Origin of the sequence: Colwellia sp. MB3u-45, from assembly GCF_014077005.1 — a bacterium.
Classification (GTDB): domain Bacteria; phylum Pseudomonadota; class Gammaproteobacteria; order Enterobacterales; family Alteromonadaceae; genus Cognaticolwellia.
The window spans coordinates 309,836-327,682 of sequence record NZ_JACGVC010000044.1 but is presented as its reverse complement, the minus strand read 5'-3'; the positions used below and the strand labels follow the sequence as shown (position 1 = coordinate 327,682).

The following is a 17,847-nucleotide window of genomic DNA, read 5'->3' as shown; positions in this document are numbered from 1 at the left end:
TGATATCATTATTTGCTAAATTAAGGCATAACTTTCATAAAACGTTTAAATTTATCTTGGGCTCTTACCACCCAATGAGGAGCTCCTTCCCCTATCCCTGCCACTTGAATATTTGGATGCATCTTCATCACTGAAGCTATTGCCATTTCTTGTTCAGGGTCGACATCAACAAACAAAATATACTTACCTTCATGCAACATTTCCTTAAACTGTACAAAATTGATATTGGGTGTTTGAATGCCGATAAGGCCACCCTCCCAAGTACAAAAACCAAGTATAATAATAGACAAGAAAATAAAGGGTATCCAACCCACAGTAGATTCTGTCCAGCCCATAGTATATGAAATCAAGAGAGTGATAATAGCGCCAATAACGCCATAAATAGCACCAATTTTTGTTGAATGGACAACATCTTGTTTCAATACAGACTCTACTGCATGTAAATCATGGGTTTCTACCTCAGTATCATTTTCACTCAGCACATGAATTTGTGAATCAGTAAAACCTTGTGACTTGAGCTCTTTTTCAACTTCTTCAACTTCGTCAATGTCTGCTGTAACGTAAAAGTGTCTGATCATAATTGTTCCACCTAAAATAGGATGTATAAAGTTGCTATTTACAGCTAGCGTATAACTAATGATAAACAGGCTAAACCCCACAACTAAGCCTACTACGTGTTGAAGTATAGCAGCGATTTTTAAAAGACCTTCTGGCAGTGAAGATAAAATATTTAAGCTTTGTGTTGGCAATAGATTTGTTAAGGTCTTGTTTTGGAACATAGGTTTTTAACGCTAGGGTGTTAATCTGCTTGTCGTAAATTTTTTATACTAATTTAATTAAGTGATCAGCTTTTTTATGAGGGAGAATGGATAAATATAAAGCATTAAATTTAGTCAGTAGTTATTCACCTTAGTAATTTTATAACGATGATGTTGTTCATTTTAACCATTAGAAATGAGCAGATAATTAATCAACTTGGTATTACTTCCATTCAACTGCCGTCACTATCCCTAATTACTATTGGGCTTGTGCTTGTTTTAGGGCTTGGGCTAGGTCTAGGTCTAGGTCTAGGTCTAGACCATTTTGCAGTATTCATTTTTTAAGTCAGCAAATTTAGTTAGTTACCATTACTGAGGACTTGTCTGATGGAGTAGTCTGAAAGGCTCGCCTATTGGTATCAAAACCTTAAGGAATTTTGGCAAGGAATAAGGTTTCCATTAGCGTCCACTTTGCTATTTGGGCAATTCTGAATCAAGAGTTCTACTACGGCGCAAGGTAATTTTGTTGCAATCTGGCCTGTCATCACAGATAAATTTTGGCTTAATTTTGATGAGTAATACAGTGCTTAACGAGATGATAGTATGTTGTGTTGGTGCGGTTGGTGCGGATAGAGAAAAAATATATAGTCGCTGATAACTAATTGAAGCTGCTTTTTCTAAGCTATGCTTAATAATGTACAAACAGGGTTATTTCGATAAAATAATACTATTACAAGATTACAAATGAGGGATTATAGCTGACTTCGTTGCTGCACCAATTGTAGCCGTTACGCTTTTCTGGTGTAAGTCATTGATAAAAATAGTGGTGGCAACCCTAATAGCCACACTCCGGCACATGAGTCGTCTGCTGCGGTTGCTTCCTTCCGGACCTGGCCGAGTTCACAGAGTATCATTGCGGAGGGACCAAAAGGGTCACCATAGAGGCGTTAAAAAGAATATCTTCTAACACGGCGCGAATTATGGCTAATCAATGGCTTGGTTGCAAGCGCTAGTTACTAAATTCAGACTGCTTGCGGATTTTTTGCACAAACATCAGTAAAAACTTGCTTAAATTCAATTAACGCTTGATTTATATCGTTCGTTATAACGACTGCAGGATGAAGTCGCTCTTCCTTTTTAATCAAATCAAAACTTAAGAGTACCACTAGCACATTCGCTTGCTTGGCAATATGCAAAAATACAGTTCTCCACTCGGTATGTTTTACCGCGAGTTCATTTTCGGTGCAATCGCTAAAATAAACTGCTTATTATCTTTAAATTTTTCAACTGCTTGGCTAAAAACACCATGACTATGCTTATAGTTACGTTCAACACCAATGGCTGTCAATAACGACTTTATTGGCCAGTAATAGATACTGCCCTTAGCAAGAAGTCACAGCTTGATATTTAATGAAAAAATAACCGCGATGCCAACACCTCGCAAAATTTAAGGGCTGAGGGGCCACCGCAATAATAAACGTTTCATGTTGTGGCAACGCTGCAGTAATTTTCAAACTACAGCGCACCACTGCTTGACTGGCGAATCATCTTACAAGAGCATAATCGCGGGTTGTTATACGCGCAGGTAATCTTGGTTTGATTAACAGATTCATTTAATACTTAACCAGTACTTAACGCGATCTTGCTAGCTTTTCGTTAATTTCTAACAACACTGACTTGATCACAAGTAAGTTTTCTTTACCTAGTCTTAGCAATAGTTTTTCTGCGTCATCTAAAGACTCTAGCGATGAATCTTTATATTTATACATAACGCTAAGGCGCTCTAACTCAGGCTGGGTTTTAGGGATTTCCATATCTAAAACCTTGGTTATAGCATTGTGTAATACTTCGGTAAAATCTTGTTCAGGGTAACCTAACTCACCATAAGCTTGATCAATTAACGGCTTAAGTTCAACATACCATTGAACTAGCGTTTCGCTGTCCATTGAGCGTAAAAGATCAACGTAGTTGCTAAAACGACGAGTGCTACTTTCATCCCACTGCAATTTAATGCCGTTGTCTGTGGGTTCTTCTAGCGCAGTAAATTTTTCACTCGGTGTAATTAATGGTGTGTGCTCATAAGCTAAGGTACCTTGGCTGAAATTATCAGTAAATACCACAAACCGGCGGATTATATCTTCTGTAACGACCAGTTTCAGTAATTCTTTGCGCCAAGTTAACGTCGGCAATTTAGTACTAAACCAAGTGTCACTTTCGTCTAATGTTGGTAATAAAATTTCAGGCTCAAGCTCAATAATCTCTTCTTCAACCTGCTCTGTGGTAATTTCTGGTTCAATTAACTCAGGTGTAATTTCAGGCTCAAGCACGGGTGTTTGAACGGGTGCAACGGCAGTAATAGCGACGGTATCACTACTGTTATCTTCATCTGCTGCAATCACGTAGAAATAGATAACCAAGGCGATAACAGTAGCAATAATTACTGCAATAATGGCCCAAGGCGTTTGTTTTTGTTCAGTATTTTTAGTTGACATAATAACCTTAAATTTATGTAATACCCATTGTATTAATGAATTGGTTTAAGTAATGGCATAGTAAATAATAAATTTTCAAAAACATTGCACGTTACTGTGCATCCGCCTGATTCTCAGGCAAAGCGGCAATAAAGGCCGCATGTTGATTACAATTTTCAGCCACCCGACAAATATTTGGAAATTCACTCATATCAAGATTAAATCGATAGGCGTTATATACTTGAGGCACTAAGCAAATATCGGCCATAGTAATGATATCGCCAAAACAATATTTTCCTGAGTTTACTTTTAACTGCTGCTCAACAGCCAAAAAACCTACATTCATCCAATGATGACTCCAAATAAGTTTATCACTTTCTGGTAGTGAAAAATGATTAACTAGGTATTGTTGTACGCGTAAATTATTAACCGGATGCATTTCACAGGCAACATCAAGTGCAAGTGCCTTTACTTTTGCTTTAGCCACAATATTTTCAGGATAAATAGCCACCGACGGATATTTATCATCTAGGTACTCAACAATCGCAATCGACTGATGCAAAATAACATCATCATCAATCAAGGTGGGCACTAAATGTGTTGGGTTTAATTCAGTGTAAGCTTTTTTATGCTGCTCGCCACCATCTTTAACTAAATGCACGGGAACTGATTCAAATGTCAGCCCCTTTAAGTGCATAGCAATTCTTACTCTATACGCAGCGGATGAGCGCCAATAACCATATAATTTCATATCTAATACTCAAATAGCTTTTGCAGTAAAACCAATATTGGTCAGTTAACGTTAAATTTTAACCGTTTTTTTATTGATATCGTAGTCACGTAATTTGTTGGCAATGGCCGTGTGACTCAGTCCTAATTTTTTGGCTAATTGTCGCGTACTTGGATAAGCAGGATAAAGTTTACGCAGCAAATCGGCTTCAAAATTTTTCACTGCCGCATCCAAAGTACCTTCAAAATCTTGCTCAAGATAACCATGCTCGCGCGTATACGCAGGTAAATGCAAGTGCGAGGTTGTAATAATATTGCCGTCAATTAAGGATACAGCTCGAATCAGCACATTTTCTAGTTGTCTAACATTACCAGGCCAAGGGTAGTGTTCAATAAACTCAAGACATTCTTTATCGAAAGAAACATGAGTCTTGCCAACACGTTGACCAAATTTAGCGACAAAAAGTTCCGCTAAAGGCACAATATCTGAACGTCGTTCACGCAAAGATGGAATATTAAGCCCCAAAACATTTAAACGATAATATAAGTCTTCTCTAAACTCTCCAAGAGAAACCATATTAAGTAAGTCGCGATTGGTTGAACCGATAATACGGACATTAACTTTGATTTCTTTTTCGTCATCAATGCGTCTAAAAGTGCCATCTTGAATGACCCGCAGCACTTTAGTTTGTAATTTGGCTGACATCTCGCCTACTTCATCGAAAAATATAGTGCCGCCGTCTGCTGATTCGAATATACCTTTTTTACTTTTTGCTTCTCCAGCAGCACCAGAGCCAAATAATTCTGTTTCTGCAGCATCGTCAGGTAATGCTGCACAACTTAAGGTCATAAAAGGCTTATCCTTGCGATCACTGGCCGCGTGACAAGCGCGAGCTAATAACTCCTTACCTGATCCTGTTTCACCCACAATCAGCATAGAAGAGTCGAGCAAGGCCATACGCTTTGCTTCGCGTATCAATTTACGCATTGAACTGCTGTTAGACTGGATGCCGTTAAAATCATTTTCATTGGCTTTTTTAAAGGCGCTAATTTGTTGACCTAATCTCGCTTCTGATTTTAATATCAGTACTGCTCCCGCCAGTACTTGCCTGCCGTCACCTTCAGCAATGTGAATAGGGATAATGTCGGCGACAAAGTCACCTTCTTGAAATTTAACACGGCGAGTTTGGGCCAGCACTTCTGCACTGCCAAACCAGCGGGTAAAATTAAAACCTTTTAGCCATTGTCCAATATACTCACCAATAATATGCTCAAGCGAGCTACACATTATTTGCGCAGCAATATTATTAACCACACGAATTTGGCCATTATTATCAATCGAGATAAAAGGGTCTGGAAAGGTTTTAACTAAGGTTTCAAATTCATTTCTTTCACGCTCAGACGGCATGTAAGGTGTTGTTTTAACATCAATAACGCCATCTATTAATCGTAATTGCGGCATAAAACCTTGCAGCTCTGAAAACTCTAAATCAGGGATGTTAATAAAAATTTTCCCTGGTTGTTTTAACTCGATACCACGTAGGTCGATCCCACGTTCAACAAATATTGCTAATACACTTTGCGCAATACCAACTCGGTCCTTGCAACCAATTTCTAAACGCATTTAATAACCTCAAGCAAACAACAAAATCCAATATCACCATTGTAAACTATTTTTTACAACAAAAAAAAGCCCCCTTTAATAGGAGGCTTAGTATTATTGTGTGGTATTAGGTTAAAGAAGCTGATCGGTTTTGGCCGCACAAATAAAGTCATTCTTATGCAGCCCTTTAATAGCATGGGTCCACCAAGTAACTTTTACTTTGCCCCACTCTAATAAAATGGCTGGATGATGAAATTCTTTTTCTGCTAATTCAGACACTTTATTTGCAAAAGCCCATGCTAGTTTATAGTTTTTAAATTTATAAACACGTTCTAGCATCATAATACCGTTATTCACTTCAGGTACCCAATCAGGTATTTGAGCCAATAAACTTGCTAATTCGTCATCGCTAACCTTTGGTGCATCTACTTGGCATGCTTCACATTGTTGATTTGATAATTCGCTGATCATAAAAATTCCTTTAACTTACTTTTGAAGTTGTTTTTAATTCAAATTTAGCTGGATGTAGACCTATTGCTTTCGCTTGTTCTACCAACACCATAATATCTTCTACGCTTAATTTTCGTACCTCATCAAGATCACTAACTTTGGTGAGCATAAAATAAACCGGTTGCAAAATATCAATGCGATATTGTGTTCGTAAAACATCTAAAACATCGAGTGGTTTTCTTTCAACATTTTTATCATGTAATGCATATTCTGTTTCAGTTGGAGAAGACAAAATACCACCACCGTATACACGTAAACCTTTAGGGGTATCAAGTAAGCCAAACTCTACGGTAAACCAATAAAGCCGAGCTAAAAATACACGGTCTTCCTTCGAAGCATTTAAACCCATCATGCCATAAGCTTGGGTATAATTAGCAAACGACGGATTAGTCAGTAAGGCACAGTGACCGTATATTTCATGAAATATATCGGGCTCTTGTAAATAGTCAAACTCTTCTTGGGAGCGAATGAAGGTCGCAACAGGAAATTTCTTTTCTGACAGTAAGCGGAAAAACTCACCAAAACCAATCAGTGCTGGCACGGGTTCACAGCTCCAACCCGTTTCTGCCCTTAATACCTGGCTAACTTCTTCTAGTTGAGGAATACGATCAAGTGGCAGATTTAACTTACTTAAGCCGGCGATAAATTCATCACATGCGGTATTTTGTACTGTTGAAAGTTGTCGCGTAATTAACGCTTGCCAAATTTTGTTTTCTGCTGCTGACCATGCAATGTTGCCATGTTCATCTGCAACCTTAGAAACGTACTTACTCGCCTTTGCCATTCGTTTAACCTTATTGAGTGAATATCAATTTTATTATTTTTTGTTAATTTTATTTTGATATTTAAAACTACTTTAGTTGTCATAATCATAAGGCAACACCAATAGAAAAAGCACGACTTTCAAAGTGGCTATTTTTTCACCAGAACAATAAAGCTGTAAAACTTATGTTACATCTAAATATACAGTTAAAGAAATTATATTTATTTTCAGTAGCTTGGCTAACTTCTCTTCACCAGTGATTGCACTTGGCTGACAATCTGTTGACGAATATGCCCAAGCTTTGGCGCATCATCGGTAAAGGGAATAGGGCGACATAAGTGCATGGCTTTGAGCCCCAATCGGGCGGTTAACATACCTGCACCTAGGCCTTGTGCCATACGCGCTGATAATTTTCCTAACAGCTCTGCGCCCAACAGATCTGCACCTAAATCAGCCACTAATTCACTTGCGCCGGCATAAGCCATGTTAATAATCACTTGTTTAATCAGTTTGACTCGGCTCCAGTAACTTAGTTTTAAACCATATAAAGCAGCTATTTTATTAACTAAACGTAAATTTCGCCATAACATCAGCAACATATCAATAATGGCAATCGGACTTAAGGCCACTAAAACAACTGACTCTGAAGAAAACTTTGCAATTTCTTTCAATGCTTTTTGATCCACTTGAGATAAAACGTTGCGAGCATATAACTGCATTATTTCCACATCGTTATACTCTTCAAGGTTTAACTGCTGCCATGAACTGTGATCAAATTCAGCTAAGTCAACCGGTAAACGCTGAGATATTTTATCACAAAGGCTGATGGCATCAATTTGGCCTTCTTCATTGATAATATCTTGTGCTTGTTGTTTAAGATTTTGCTGATATTTAAACTGCCTAAGCCCAGCAAATTCTCGCCAAACACTTCGGCCACAAATAAGTGATAAACCGGCCAGTAAGATAGCGTACAAACTGGCGATTATCGGCGATTGGCTGAAGCCATTAACAAAAAACTGTACCGCTTCAACCGCCACTAAAGTAACAAAAACCACCCCTAATGTACGCCAAAGCCAGCTTGGTTTTTTGCTAGCAATAACGCTATTATCGTCAACCGTTTCTACTTGCTCATCACAAACCCAATCTTGCTCATTAACAATAATTTGCTGGGTGTTTTCTGTTGTTGGCTTGTCAGTAATATCAACATCAAATAATATTTGTTGTTGATGTTTTTCTTTATTTTCGGTCATTTTAATTTATCTCCAAGCAAAAACTGCAACATTTGATCCATGCGAAGATGCGGTAAACATTCGTCACTACTCGCCGGTTCAATCGGCGAAAAAGCGATATAGTTAAAGGCTTGCTTTTGCCAATAATCAAGCGTTGGAATACTCGCCGGCACCGCACCAGGAAATAAGGTGATCATTTGGCCATTACTTAACTGACGACCTTTAATCACCGGAATATTTTGGCCTTGGTACAGGCTTTTGCCCACTTTGGTTGCTTTGACCGAGGCAATAGCGATTGTTTTCATTTTAATGGCATCAAAACTCAGCGCTTGCTTAGTTTGAAAAACCAGCTTGTTGAGCAAGGAAACTAAATTACCGTGTTGTTCAGGTGTGACATGGTCGGCCTTAGTGGCAGCAAAAAGTAATCGATCAATTTTTGGCGAAAATAAACGCGACAGTAAACTCGATTGCCCATATTGAAAACTTTCCATGATCATTGCCATGGCATGTTGTAAATCTGCAAAACTTTCTGGGCCTTTATTTAATGGCGTTAAACAGTCAGCAAGCACAATTTGTCGATCAAAATTAATAAAGTGCTCTTGATAAAAACGCCGTACTACACGCTCTTTATATTCAGTAAATCGTGCGCGCAACATGCCGATATAACAGTCGTCTTTAGCATTTTTATAGTCATTACTGTCAATATCGTCAAATCCGCTATAAGGAAAAAACTGCAGTATTGGCGCATCTTCTAACTCACCGGGTAGAATAAAACGTCCTGGTTGAATAACAGACAAGCCAAGTTGATGACGAAAGAGTAACAGTAGGTCGGTATATTCTTGTGATAGTTGCGCTAAAACAACTTCGTCAACACTGGCAAAGGCATCAAACTCAGCCAGTTTATCGAGAAAGCCCTGTGCATGTTCACTTCTGGGTGCCTGCTTAAGCAGTTCTATGGTCTGTTTCGACCATTGCTCAAATGTTAACGACAACATAGGTAAGTCAAGCAGCCACTCGCCTGGATAGTCGGTAATATCAATATAGAGCGTTGCCGACTCCGTAGCATACTTTAATAACGAGTCTTTCGGCTGATAACGCACCGCTAAGCGTAACTCGCTAATACCGTTGGTAGGTTTTGGCCATTTTGGTGGCGACTGACACAAGGCTGATAGCGCCCCGTCATATTCAAATCTTGAAATATGAAGATGCTTTTGTGGCACGCGTTTAGCGGCAATGTAACGACCTTGATGGACTACATTAAAAAAGCTGAGCTGCGAATTGTTACCTTCGTTGAGTAACTGATTCACTAAAGAGGTAATAAAAGCGGTTTTACCACTGCGGCTAAGTCCGGTTACAGCCAATGTGATATGTTGATCGATAGAACGATTAACGATATCGCTAGCTTTTTGTTTTAACTTGTTTAACTGAGCTTTATTAATAAATGCCATACTTGAATGCTATCTTTTTATTTTCAATACGTTGAAGGGAGAATACTTGTCTTAACAATACTATCACTGCCTTAGATATTAGCGACTTTTACATTGAGATAACAGTGCTACAACGGCTTTATCATTAAGTTACCACTATAAAAAAAGCGGCCTAGCCGCTTTTTTTATAGTTGATTAATTTCTCGTGACACCGTAAATTCTGGTGAGGTGACATAGCGTTCAATCACTTGTAGTTCCAACTCTAATGTCTTGAACTTGCGCCTAATATCTTGAAATGCTTGTTTAGGCGGCTCACCTGCTTGCCAGATTCGCGATTTCACTTTAATCGACTCATTGGTAATGTCTTCATCAAACCCTTGTTGTTCTGGCGCTTGCTGCTTAGACTGCTGCTGACCAGCCTGACCATGGCCAAAATGACCTCTTTGGGCGTTACGGTTAACATGGCCTACATTGGCGGGTTTTTTATCTAATATAAACCAAGCGGCAATATAGATAACAATAAACCAACCCATGCCTAACAACACACCAGAAACCACGAGTATACGCACCAACCATGATTCCCAGCCAAAGTAATCGGCAATACCTGCACAGACACCGGCTAACTTTCCTTGGCTAGTATTTCGATATAACTCACCTCGGGATTTGCCGTTCATCATTTGTTTCTCCACTCGGGTGTTTCAACATCTAAAATAGCTTCTAAGGTTTTTATTCTGTCAGCCATTTTATCGGCGAGTTCAGACAACTCAGTCAGTTGAATATACTCTTCTTCACTGAAACCCTGGCTAATTTGGCGTTTACTACGATAATGCAATATCAACCAAATAGGCGCTACGACGACCATGAATATAATTACTGGGGCGATGATAATCTCCTCCACGATTTTTCTCCTTTAATTGCACCTAATTAAGGCATATATTCTTAATCTATGATGATTTATTTTTAGTCTCTGATTTCATTTTAGCTTTTAATTGCGCTAATTCATCATCAACTTTTTCATCTGAAGCCAACTCTGAAATTTCATCAGCCAATGACTTGCTGCCCATATCGTAAGATTCGACTTGTGCTTCTATACCATCAATTTTACGCTCGTAGCGGTCAAAGCGGCTGAGCGCGTCATTAACCTTATCGCTGTCAATATTCTGTTTCACTTTTAAGCGTGAGTTCGCTGTTTTTTCGCGCATAATAATCGCTTTTTGACGCGACTTAGCATCGGCTAATTTGTCTTGCAACTGTGAAATTTCACTTTGCAATTTAGCAATATGGCTATCTACGCGGCTTAACTCTTCACGCAAAGCACCAGCGCTTTCAACACATTTTTTCTTTTCCATTAATGCTGCACGCGCTAAATCTTCACGATCTTTACTTAATGCTAGCTCAGCTTTTTCTTGCCATTGTGATGCATCCGCTTCAAAGCGACTAGCTTGGCGTGCTAATTCTTTTTTATCTGCTAAGGTTTTTGCTGATGAAGAGCGCACTTCAACTAGCGTGTCTTCCATTTCCTGTATGATTAAACGCACCATTTTTGCAGGGTCTTCTGCTTTGTCTAATAAGTTGTTAATATTAGAATTAATGATATCTGTAAACCTTGAAAAAATACCCATATTTACTTCCTCGTTCAAAAAATGACTTTAATTGTCTTAGGTTTTACTATTCACGTTCTGCGCCAAGTTTTTATAACACTATAATATATTGATTAATAATGCTTTATTATTATTTAAAAAAAGACTTTTCTCTAAGCGGTTAATAAAATACACTATTTGTTAGTGAAAAAAACCAATTATTAGGTCAGTTCATGACACGTTTTAAACAACAAGATAATCTCATTGGCCAATCTAACAATTTTTTAGAGGTGCTTGAGCAAATTTCACAGATAGCACCTTTAAGTAAGCCTGTGCTGATCATCGGTGAACGCGGCACAGGTAAAGAGTTAGTTGCGGCCCGTTTACATTATTTATCTAAACGATGGGATCAAAATTATCTCAAACTTAATTGTGCGGCGTTGAATGAAAATTTATTAGAAAGTGAATTATTTGGTTATGACAGTGGTGCCTTTACTGGCGCCAGTAAACGTCATGAAGGTCGTTTTGAACGCGCAGACAACGGCACTTTGTTTTTAGACGAAATCGCCAATACGACTGGCTTAATCCAGGAAAAATTATTACGTGTTGTAGAATATGGCGAATTTGAACGTGTTGGTGGCTCAAGAACCATTAAAACTAATGCTAGATTAATCGCAGCAACTAACGAAGACTTACCGTCAATGGCTGCAGCAGGGGAATTTCGTGCAGACTTGCTTGATAGATTGGCCTTTGACGTGATCACCCTGCCGCCTTTACGCGAACGTTTAGACGATATATTGGTATTAGCTGAGCACTTTGCTATTAACATGGCGCGCGAACTTGAATTTGAGCTTTTTAGTGGTTTTACCGCAAAAGCAAAACGTGCTTTACTTGAATATCATTGGCCGGGTAATATTCGAGAATTAAAAAATGTAGTAGAACGCAGTGTTTATCGCTGTAATAATCCACACTTACCTGTGCATGAATTAGTCATAGATCCATTTGAGTCACCTTATCGCCCTTCTAAACGTATGAAAACTCAAGATCGCATCATAGCGACACCTGTTGCACAAACCAATGAAACCACGACAGCAACGCCGGTTAAAGTAGAAGAAAAAATTCAGCCAAGCACGCAAGCGTTACAATTCCCGCTGTCATTAAAAGATTTATCACAAAACTATGAAGTCGACTTGATCAAGTCGGCATTGGCGCATTGCCAATATAGTCAAAAGAAAACCGCTGACGCCTTAGAATTAACCTATCATCAGTTAAGAGGCTACTTAAAAAAATATAATCTACTCGATTCAAGTAGTGCAGACGAAGAATAAAGATTAGCTATGGCTTACTCTACCCTTACATACTATTACGGTTTTGCACTATTGATATTGGTGTTGTCAGGCTGTGATTCAAACGAAGCACTTTCGTTAAGTAAAAAAAGCATTATCTATTGTAGTGAAGGCCCTCCCGAAAGCTTCAACCCCCAAACAGTGTCATCTGGGACGACAATAGATGCCACGTCACATCAGTTATATAACCGTTTGATTGAGTTTAGCCCTATCGATAATGCGATTATACCTGCTATTGCTAAATCTTGGCATGTGACACGTGATGGCAAAATGATCACTTTTTATCTTCGCAAGGATATTCAATTTCATCAAACTAGCTATTTTATGCCAACAAGGGCGCTTAATGCTGACGATGTGCTATTTAGTTTCAATCGCATGTTGGATATCAACCACGAATATCACCCGATTTCAGGTGGCAAATATCCATTTTTTCAAAATGCTCAATTAGCCAGTTTGATTGATAACATAGAAAAAATTAATGACCACACCATTCGCTTTCGACTTGCACATTCTGACAGTTCATTTCTCGCCAACATTGGTGGTGATTCAGCCGTTATTTTATCAAAAGAATACGCCGACGAATTAGTCGAACTTAATGCTATGCCAGAAATAGATATGCTCCCCATTGGTACAGGGCCTTTTAAGTTTAAACAGTATAGTTCAGGGGCTTTTATTCGTTATGAACCTCATTCAGATTATTGGCGAGGTAAGTCAGAGCTTAAACAACTCGTTTTTGATATAACCCCTAGAGATACAGCTCGCTTAACTAAGTTATTAGCCGGTGAATGTGATGTAATTGCCTACCCTATTGCACATGAAAAAATTAAACAGCACCCCAATCTCATTTTAGAATCAGTGATATCTTTCAATGTGGGTTATTTTGGTTTCAATACCCGCAAACCACCCTTTAACAATCCTTTAGTACGCAAAGCGTTATCCTACGCTATTAATAAGCAAGCAATTCTAGAGGCGGTTTATACCGGCCAAGCAGAAATTGCAAACGGCATTATTCCAAACTCTTCTTGGGCTTATGATGCAACGATAACAAGCCAAGACTATTCAATAGCTACGGCACAAGAATTATTAACGCAAGCGGGTTATAGCAATGGCTTTTCTATGGATTTATGGGCAATGCCTGTGCAGAGATCCTACAACCCAGATGCCATTACGATGGCAAAACTTATTCAGGCTGATTTACAAAAAATAGGGGTAGAGGTTAATATAGTGTCAGGTTATGAATGGTCAACTTTTTTACGAAAGGTTTCTGAAGGTGAACATCAAAGTGTGCTATTAGGTTGGTCAGCTGACAACCCTGATCCCGATAACTTTTTTTCGTCATTACTCAGCTGCTCTGCAGCAAATACTGGCAGCAATCGCACCTTTTGGTGTAATAAAAAATTCGATCAGCTTATCCAAAAAGCGCTAAAAACAAATAACACTAATAAACGAAAAGCCTATTATTCAAAGGCGCTAAAATTAATCAATGAAGAAGTGCCATTAATTCCCATTGCCCATTCAAAAAGATATCAAGCACGGGATAATAGTGTAAAAGGCACTGTATTACGCGCCATCGGTGGGGTTGATTTTAACGGAGTTACAAAAAACTAATATGCTAATTTTTACTCTGCGTCGTTTTAGTTTATTCTTTTTTACCTTGTTGTTATTAACAATGTTGTCATTTAGTTTGAGTTTTTTATTTCCTGGTGAGCAACTCATTAACCTAACGGGCCAAATAAGTGCTTCACCAGAGCAGCTAGCGATTTTAGCTGATGAATATCAACAGCAATCGGGTTTACTGGGGCAATATGTCAGTTATTTGAAACACCTATTTCAAGGCGACATGGGTTATTCAATGACCAGCCACCTACCGATTTCAACCGAAGTACTTAACCGTTTACCTGCAACGGTCGAGTTGGCCAGCGTTGCTTTGTTAGTAGCAATGTTTGTTGGTATTCCCGTTGGCTTTTGTGCCGCGATTTACCACCGAAAAGCGGCTGACAATTTAATATTGACCATTGCAATGATTGGCTACTCAATCCCAGTTTTCTGGTTAGGCATACTTGCTATATTGGTGTTTTCTATCCAATTAGGTTGGTTTCCTTCTTCCGGACAAATAAGTCTTTTGTTCGAAATTAAACATATTACCGGTTTACAGTTAATTGATATTTTACTCAGCGACAGTCCGTATAAATGGCAAGCTTTTCAAGATGCCACTCGACACCTTATCTTACCGGTTATTGTCGTGGCATTAGCACCCGCCACCATCTTTATGCGCTTAGCCCGCTCAGCTATGCTGGAAGTTTTAGACACGCATTACATTAAAGCGGCAAAAGCAAAAGGCTTAACCTTTAGTCAAATTATTTATCGTCATGCTATGCGTAATGCTATTATTAAAGTTATCAGAGATATAGGCTTACAATTTGCTAATCTGATTACTATAGCCATGGTGACAGAAGTTATTTTTAGTTGGCCAGGCATTGGCAGCTGGTTAATCGAAAGTATATATCAGCGTGACTATACCGCTATTCAAGGCGGACTTATTGTGCTTTCAAGCTTTATATTCATTGTTCACATTATTATAGATTTAGTCTATGCAGCGCTTAACCCTTTAGCTCGGGAGCCTCGTCATGGCACGTGATAAAATATACTTAGAAGAAGAGTTCCCAACTCCACTGATGCAGTTGTGGCATAACTTCAAGCAACCTCCTGTTGTTATGATTGGATTTTGCTGTTTTTTATTTTTAATTGCGCTGGCAGTATTAGCCAATATCATTACGCCGTATTCCTCGGTGGAAAACCATTTAGACCACTTATTATTACCCCCGGCATGGAGTGATGATGGCGATGTCAGCTTTTTGCTAGGTACAGATAACCTAGGTAGAGATATGTTGTCGCGGTTAATTCAAGGTACCTCATTAACTTTTGGCTTAAGTATTATTGTGGTTATTGCCTCTTTAGCCGTTGGTGTTGTTATTGGTTCACTATCAGCTTTAACAACCGGGATTAAATCTAGCTTTCTTAACCATTTTCTCGATGTTATTTTATCCATTCCTTCCTTACTTTTAGCCATTATCATTGTTGCCATACTCGGTCCTGGTTTAGAGAACACCTTGTGGGCCATCATTATGGTGTTAATACCACAGTTTGTGCATGTAACCCGCAATGCCGTTAAGGAAGAGTTTGCCAAAGACTACGTACTGGCATCGCGTCTTGATGGCGCTAGTTCGATTAGAATTTTACGTTATTCTATTTTCCCTAATATTATCGAAAAATTAATTAGCCAAGCAACACTTGCTCAATCAGCTGCTATTCTCGACATTGCAGCACTAGGCTTTCTTGGTTTAGGTGCCCCTATTCCTATGCCAGAATGGGGAGCCATGCTAGCTAATGGTATTGAGTTATTTTACATTGCTCCTTGGACCGTTTACCTACCCGGTTTAGCTATTTTATTTTCAGTTATCGCGACAAACTTGGTCGGTGAAGGCATGCGCCATGCCCTAAAAGTGCGCAAGGAAAACTAATGAACTTAATTGATATTCGCAACCTTTCCATAAAACTGCAGACGTCAACAAAGCCAATATTTGCTGTCGACCGAGTAAACTTGACCATGAAAGAAGGTGAGGTTCGCGGTTTAGTCGGTGAATCTGGCTCTGGAAAATCGCTATTAGCTCAAGCGATTGTTGGTGTGTTAGATGAGAAGTGGGCAGTTGATGCCGACCGTTTTCATTGGCGCGGCAACGACTTAATGCGACTATCTGCTGAAGAAAGAAAAGCGATTATATCAAAAGACGTCGCCATGATTTTTCAAGAACCTATGGCATGTTTAGATCCAACCACCACCATTGGCGAACAATTAGAAGAAGCGGTAGATGTTGAGCAACTGACAGGCTATTTTTGGCAAAAAAGACAACAGCGTAAACTGGCTGCTATTAACTTATTGCATAAAGTTGGTATCAAGCAGCATGAGGTCTGTGTGAAGAGTTTTCCTCATCAACTAACCGATGCATTATGCCAACGTGTAATGATCGCAATGGCCTTAGCACGTCGCCCTATGCTGCTTATAGCTGATGAGCCTACTGCGGCAATGGAAAGTACCAATCAAGGCCAGATATTTCGTTTGTTAGCGAGCCTAAATCAGCTGAAAAATATGTCAATATTATTAATAAGTCATGATTTAGAAAATGTTACCCATTGGACCAACACCATTACCGTGATGTATAGTGGCCAATTTGTTGAGGCTGGCACCACAGAGCAAATTTTTAACCAACCATATCATCCCTATACCCGCGCCTTGGTCGACAGTAGCCCAAAAGCTAACCGAATGATCCCAAATAAATCTCGACTAATGACATTGCCTGGTAGTATTCCTACTTTGCAACATTTACCAATAGGCTGCCGATTAGGCCCAAGGTGCCCGCGAGCACAGCAAAAATGTGTACACGCGCCAAAAATTAAAAATTTTCATAGCCATCAAGTCAGTTGTCATTTTCCACTAAAGGATAACTATTCGTGAGTGATGTTTTATTACAAGTCAGTAACCTGAGTAAAACCTATAAAGATAAAAATTATTGGTTTAATCGTAAATGCGTCACGGCACTTGAGCCTTTATCTTTTGATATTATGGCGCATAAAACGCTCGCTATTGTAGGCGAAACAGGCTCTGGAAAGTCTACGGTTGCGAAACTACTAGTTGGCGCTGAGTTGCCAAGCACTGGTCACATTCGTTTAAATGGCCAAAGCTTAGAACCTGGTAACTTTAAGCAACGTTGCCAACATGTGAGAATGATTTTTCAAGACTCAGGCACCACCTTAAATCCTAGTCTAACGATAGAACAATTATTAGATGAACCACTGCAACTCAACACCAACCTAAATGAAACTGAGCGCCATCAGTTGATCCGAGAAACCTTACAAAAAGTTGGTTTATTAGCTGAGCATATGAGCTTTTACCCTCATATGTTTTCAGGGGGTCAAAAGCAACGTATTTCATTAGCACGGGCGATAATATTAAAACCACAAGTGATCATTCTCGACGAGGCTTTAGCATCACTCGACCCGTCTTTACGTTCACAAATGATCAATCTATTGCTCGATTTACAACAGCAAATGGGGCTAGCATTTATATTAATCTCTCATAACCTTGGCATTGTCAGACACTTTAGTGATGAGATGATGGTACTAAGCAAAGGTGAAGTTTTGGAGTTTGGTAAAACTGCTGATATTTTGCAAAAACCGAAACACAAGTACACTAAAAGGTTGATAATGAGCCAACGTTTTCAACTGCTGCATCGTTAGCGTTAATGGCCAATTACTTGGTCTTAATGATTATAAGCAAGGCAAACAAGTTATCTGTTATAGCAAACTGATCATTTTATGTTTCAAATGAGCTAGCTACACCTACCTAATAAACCACTTCTTTTTACACAATAAC

The 17,847-nt window shown here is 39.0% G+C and carries 18 protein-coding genes and 1 other RNA gene; 6 read left to right on the top strand and 13 right to left on the bottom strand.

The window, feature by feature from the left end; translation table 11 throughout:
* Nucleotides 1-20 precede the first annotated feature (20 nt).
* The 13 genes from H4J41_RS06745 to pspA form a co-directional block, all read right to left on the bottom strand.
* A complete protein-coding gene (locus tag H4J41_RS06745) occupies nucleotides 21-578 on the bottom strand; it encodes an NAD/FAD-utilizing enzyme (RefSeq protein WP_182136972.1) in 558 nt (185 codons plus the stop codon).
* Nucleotides 579-1,591: 1,013 nt separating this feature from the next.
* An RNA gene (ffs, locus tag H4J41_RS06740) (signal recognition particle sRNA small type) lies at nucleotides 1,592-1,688 on the bottom strand.
* A gap of 92 nt (nucleotides 1,689-1,780) precedes the next feature.
* Nucleotides 1,781-1,954, bottom strand: a complete 174-nt coding sequence (locus tag H4J41_RS06735; protein ID WP_182136973.1) for a hypothetical protein — start codon at nucleotides 1,952-1,954, stop codon at nucleotides 1,781-1,783.
* A 435-nt stretch (nucleotides 1,955-2,389) separates the two neighbouring features.
* Complete coding sequence (locus tag H4J41_RS06730; protein WP_182136974.1) at nucleotides 2,390-3,250, bottom strand: DUF3014 domain-containing protein; 861 nt, start codon at nucleotides 3,248-3,250, stop codon at nucleotides 2,390-2,392.
* A gap of 91 nt (nucleotides 3,251-3,341) precedes the next feature.
* A complete protein-coding gene (gene maiA, locus H4J41_RS06725) occupies nucleotides 3,342-3,980 on the bottom strand; it encodes a maleylacetoacetate isomerase (protein WP_182136975.1) in 639 nt (212 codons plus the stop codon).
* Nucleotides 3,981-4,031: 51 nt separating this feature from the next.
* A complete protein-coding gene (gene tyrR, locus H4J41_RS06720) occupies nucleotides 4,032-5,582 on the bottom strand; it encodes a transcriptional regulator TyrR (protein ID WP_182136976.1) in 1,551 nt (516 codons plus the stop codon).
* 111 nt (nucleotides 5,583-5,693) lie between these two features.
* Nucleotides 5,694-6,029 (bottom strand): 4a-hydroxytetrahydrobiopterin dehydratase, encoded by a 336-nt coding sequence (locus H4J41_RS06715; RefSeq protein ID WP_182137033.1) that lies wholly within the window; start codon nucleotides 6,027-6,029, stop codon nucleotides 5,694-5,696.
* Between the two features lie 13 nt (nucleotides 6,030-6,042).
* Nucleotides 6,043-6,855 carry a phenylalanine 4-monooxygenase gene (phhA, locus tag H4J41_RS06710; RefSeq protein ID WP_182136977.1) on the bottom strand — a complete coding sequence of 271 codons (813 nt, stop codon included), beginning with the start codon at nucleotides 6,853-6,855 and terminating at the stop codon, nucleotides 6,043-6,045.
* 218 nt (nucleotides 6,856-7,073) lie between these two features.
* Nucleotides 7,074-8,084 (bottom strand): YcjF family protein, encoded by a 1,011-nt coding sequence (locus H4J41_RS06705; RefSeq protein ID WP_182136978.1) that lies wholly within the window; start codon nucleotides 8,082-8,084, stop codon nucleotides 7,074-7,076.
* A complete protein-coding gene (locus H4J41_RS06700) occupies nucleotides 8,081-9,511 on the bottom strand; it encodes a YcjX family protein (RefSeq protein ID WP_182136979.1) in 1,431 nt (476 codons plus the stop codon). The genes H4J41_RS06705 and H4J41_RS06700 overlap by 4 nt, the downstream gene beginning before the upstream one ends.
* 164 nt (nucleotides 9,512-9,675) lie before the next feature.
* Nucleotides 9,676-10,164, bottom strand: a complete 489-nt coding sequence (pspC, locus tag H4J41_RS06695; protein WP_182137034.1) for an envelope stress response membrane protein PspC — start codon at nucleotides 10,162-10,164, stop codon at nucleotides 9,676-9,678.
* Nucleotides 10,164-10,388, bottom strand: coding sequence for an envelope stress response membrane protein PspB (gene pspB, locus H4J41_RS06690; protein WP_404842451.1), 225 nt, complete (start codon nucleotides 10,386-10,388; stop codon nucleotides 10,164-10,166). The genes pspC and pspB overlap by 1 nt, the downstream gene beginning before the upstream one ends.
* A gap of 46 nt (nucleotides 10,389-10,434) precedes the next feature.
* Complete coding sequence (pspA, locus tag H4J41_RS06685; RefSeq protein WP_182136980.1) at nucleotides 10,435-11,112, bottom strand: phage shock protein PspA; 678 nt, start codon at nucleotides 11,110-11,112, stop codon at nucleotides 10,435-10,437.
* A 191-nt stretch (nucleotides 11,113-11,303) separates the two neighbouring features.
* Between pspA and pspF the strand changes: the two genes are divergently transcribed.
* From pspF to H4J41_RS06655, 6 genes are read left to right on the top strand one after another with little or no spacing between them, the layout of a single operon-like run.
* Entirely contained in the window at nucleotides 11,304-12,398 is a 1,095-nt protein-coding gene (gene pspF / locus H4J41_RS06680; RefSeq protein ID WP_182136981.1) for a phage shock protein operon transcriptional activator, read from the top strand.
* Between the two features lie 9 nt (nucleotides 12,399-12,407).
* Complete coding sequence (locus tag H4J41_RS06675; protein WP_182136982.1) at nucleotides 12,408-14,024, top strand: ABC transporter substrate-binding protein; 1,617 nt, start codon at nucleotides 12,408-12,410, stop codon at nucleotides 14,022-14,024.
* A gap of 1 nt (nucleotide 14,025) precedes the next feature.
* The gene (locus H4J41_RS06670; protein WP_182136983.1) at nucleotides 14,026-15,054 is read left to right on the top strand and encodes an ABC transporter permease subunit; all 1,029 of its coding nucleotides are present in this window, start codon (nucleotides 14,026-14,028) and stop codon (nucleotides 15,052-15,054) included.
* Nucleotides 15,044-15,937 (top strand): ABC transporter permease subunit, encoded by an 894-nt coding sequence (locus tag H4J41_RS06665; RefSeq protein ID WP_182136984.1) that lies wholly within the window; start codon nucleotides 15,044-15,046, stop codon nucleotides 15,935-15,937. Before H4J41_RS06670 ends, H4J41_RS06665 begins: the two co-directional genes overlap by 11 nt.
* Complete coding sequence (locus H4J41_RS06660; protein WP_182136985.1) at nucleotides 15,937-16,929, top strand: oligopeptide/dipeptide ABC transporter ATP-binding protein; 993 nt, start codon at nucleotides 15,937-15,939, stop codon at nucleotides 16,927-16,929. The genes H4J41_RS06665 and H4J41_RS06660 overlap by 1 nt, the downstream gene beginning before the upstream one ends.
* Nucleotides 16,926-17,711 carry an ATP-binding cassette domain-containing protein gene (locus H4J41_RS06655; protein WP_182136986.1) on the top strand — a complete coding sequence of 262 codons (786 nt, stop codon included), beginning with the start codon at nucleotides 16,926-16,928 and terminating at the stop codon, nucleotides 17,709-17,711. Before H4J41_RS06660 ends, H4J41_RS06655 begins: the two co-directional genes overlap by 4 nt.
* Nucleotides 17,712-17,847: the final 136 nt, after the last annotated feature.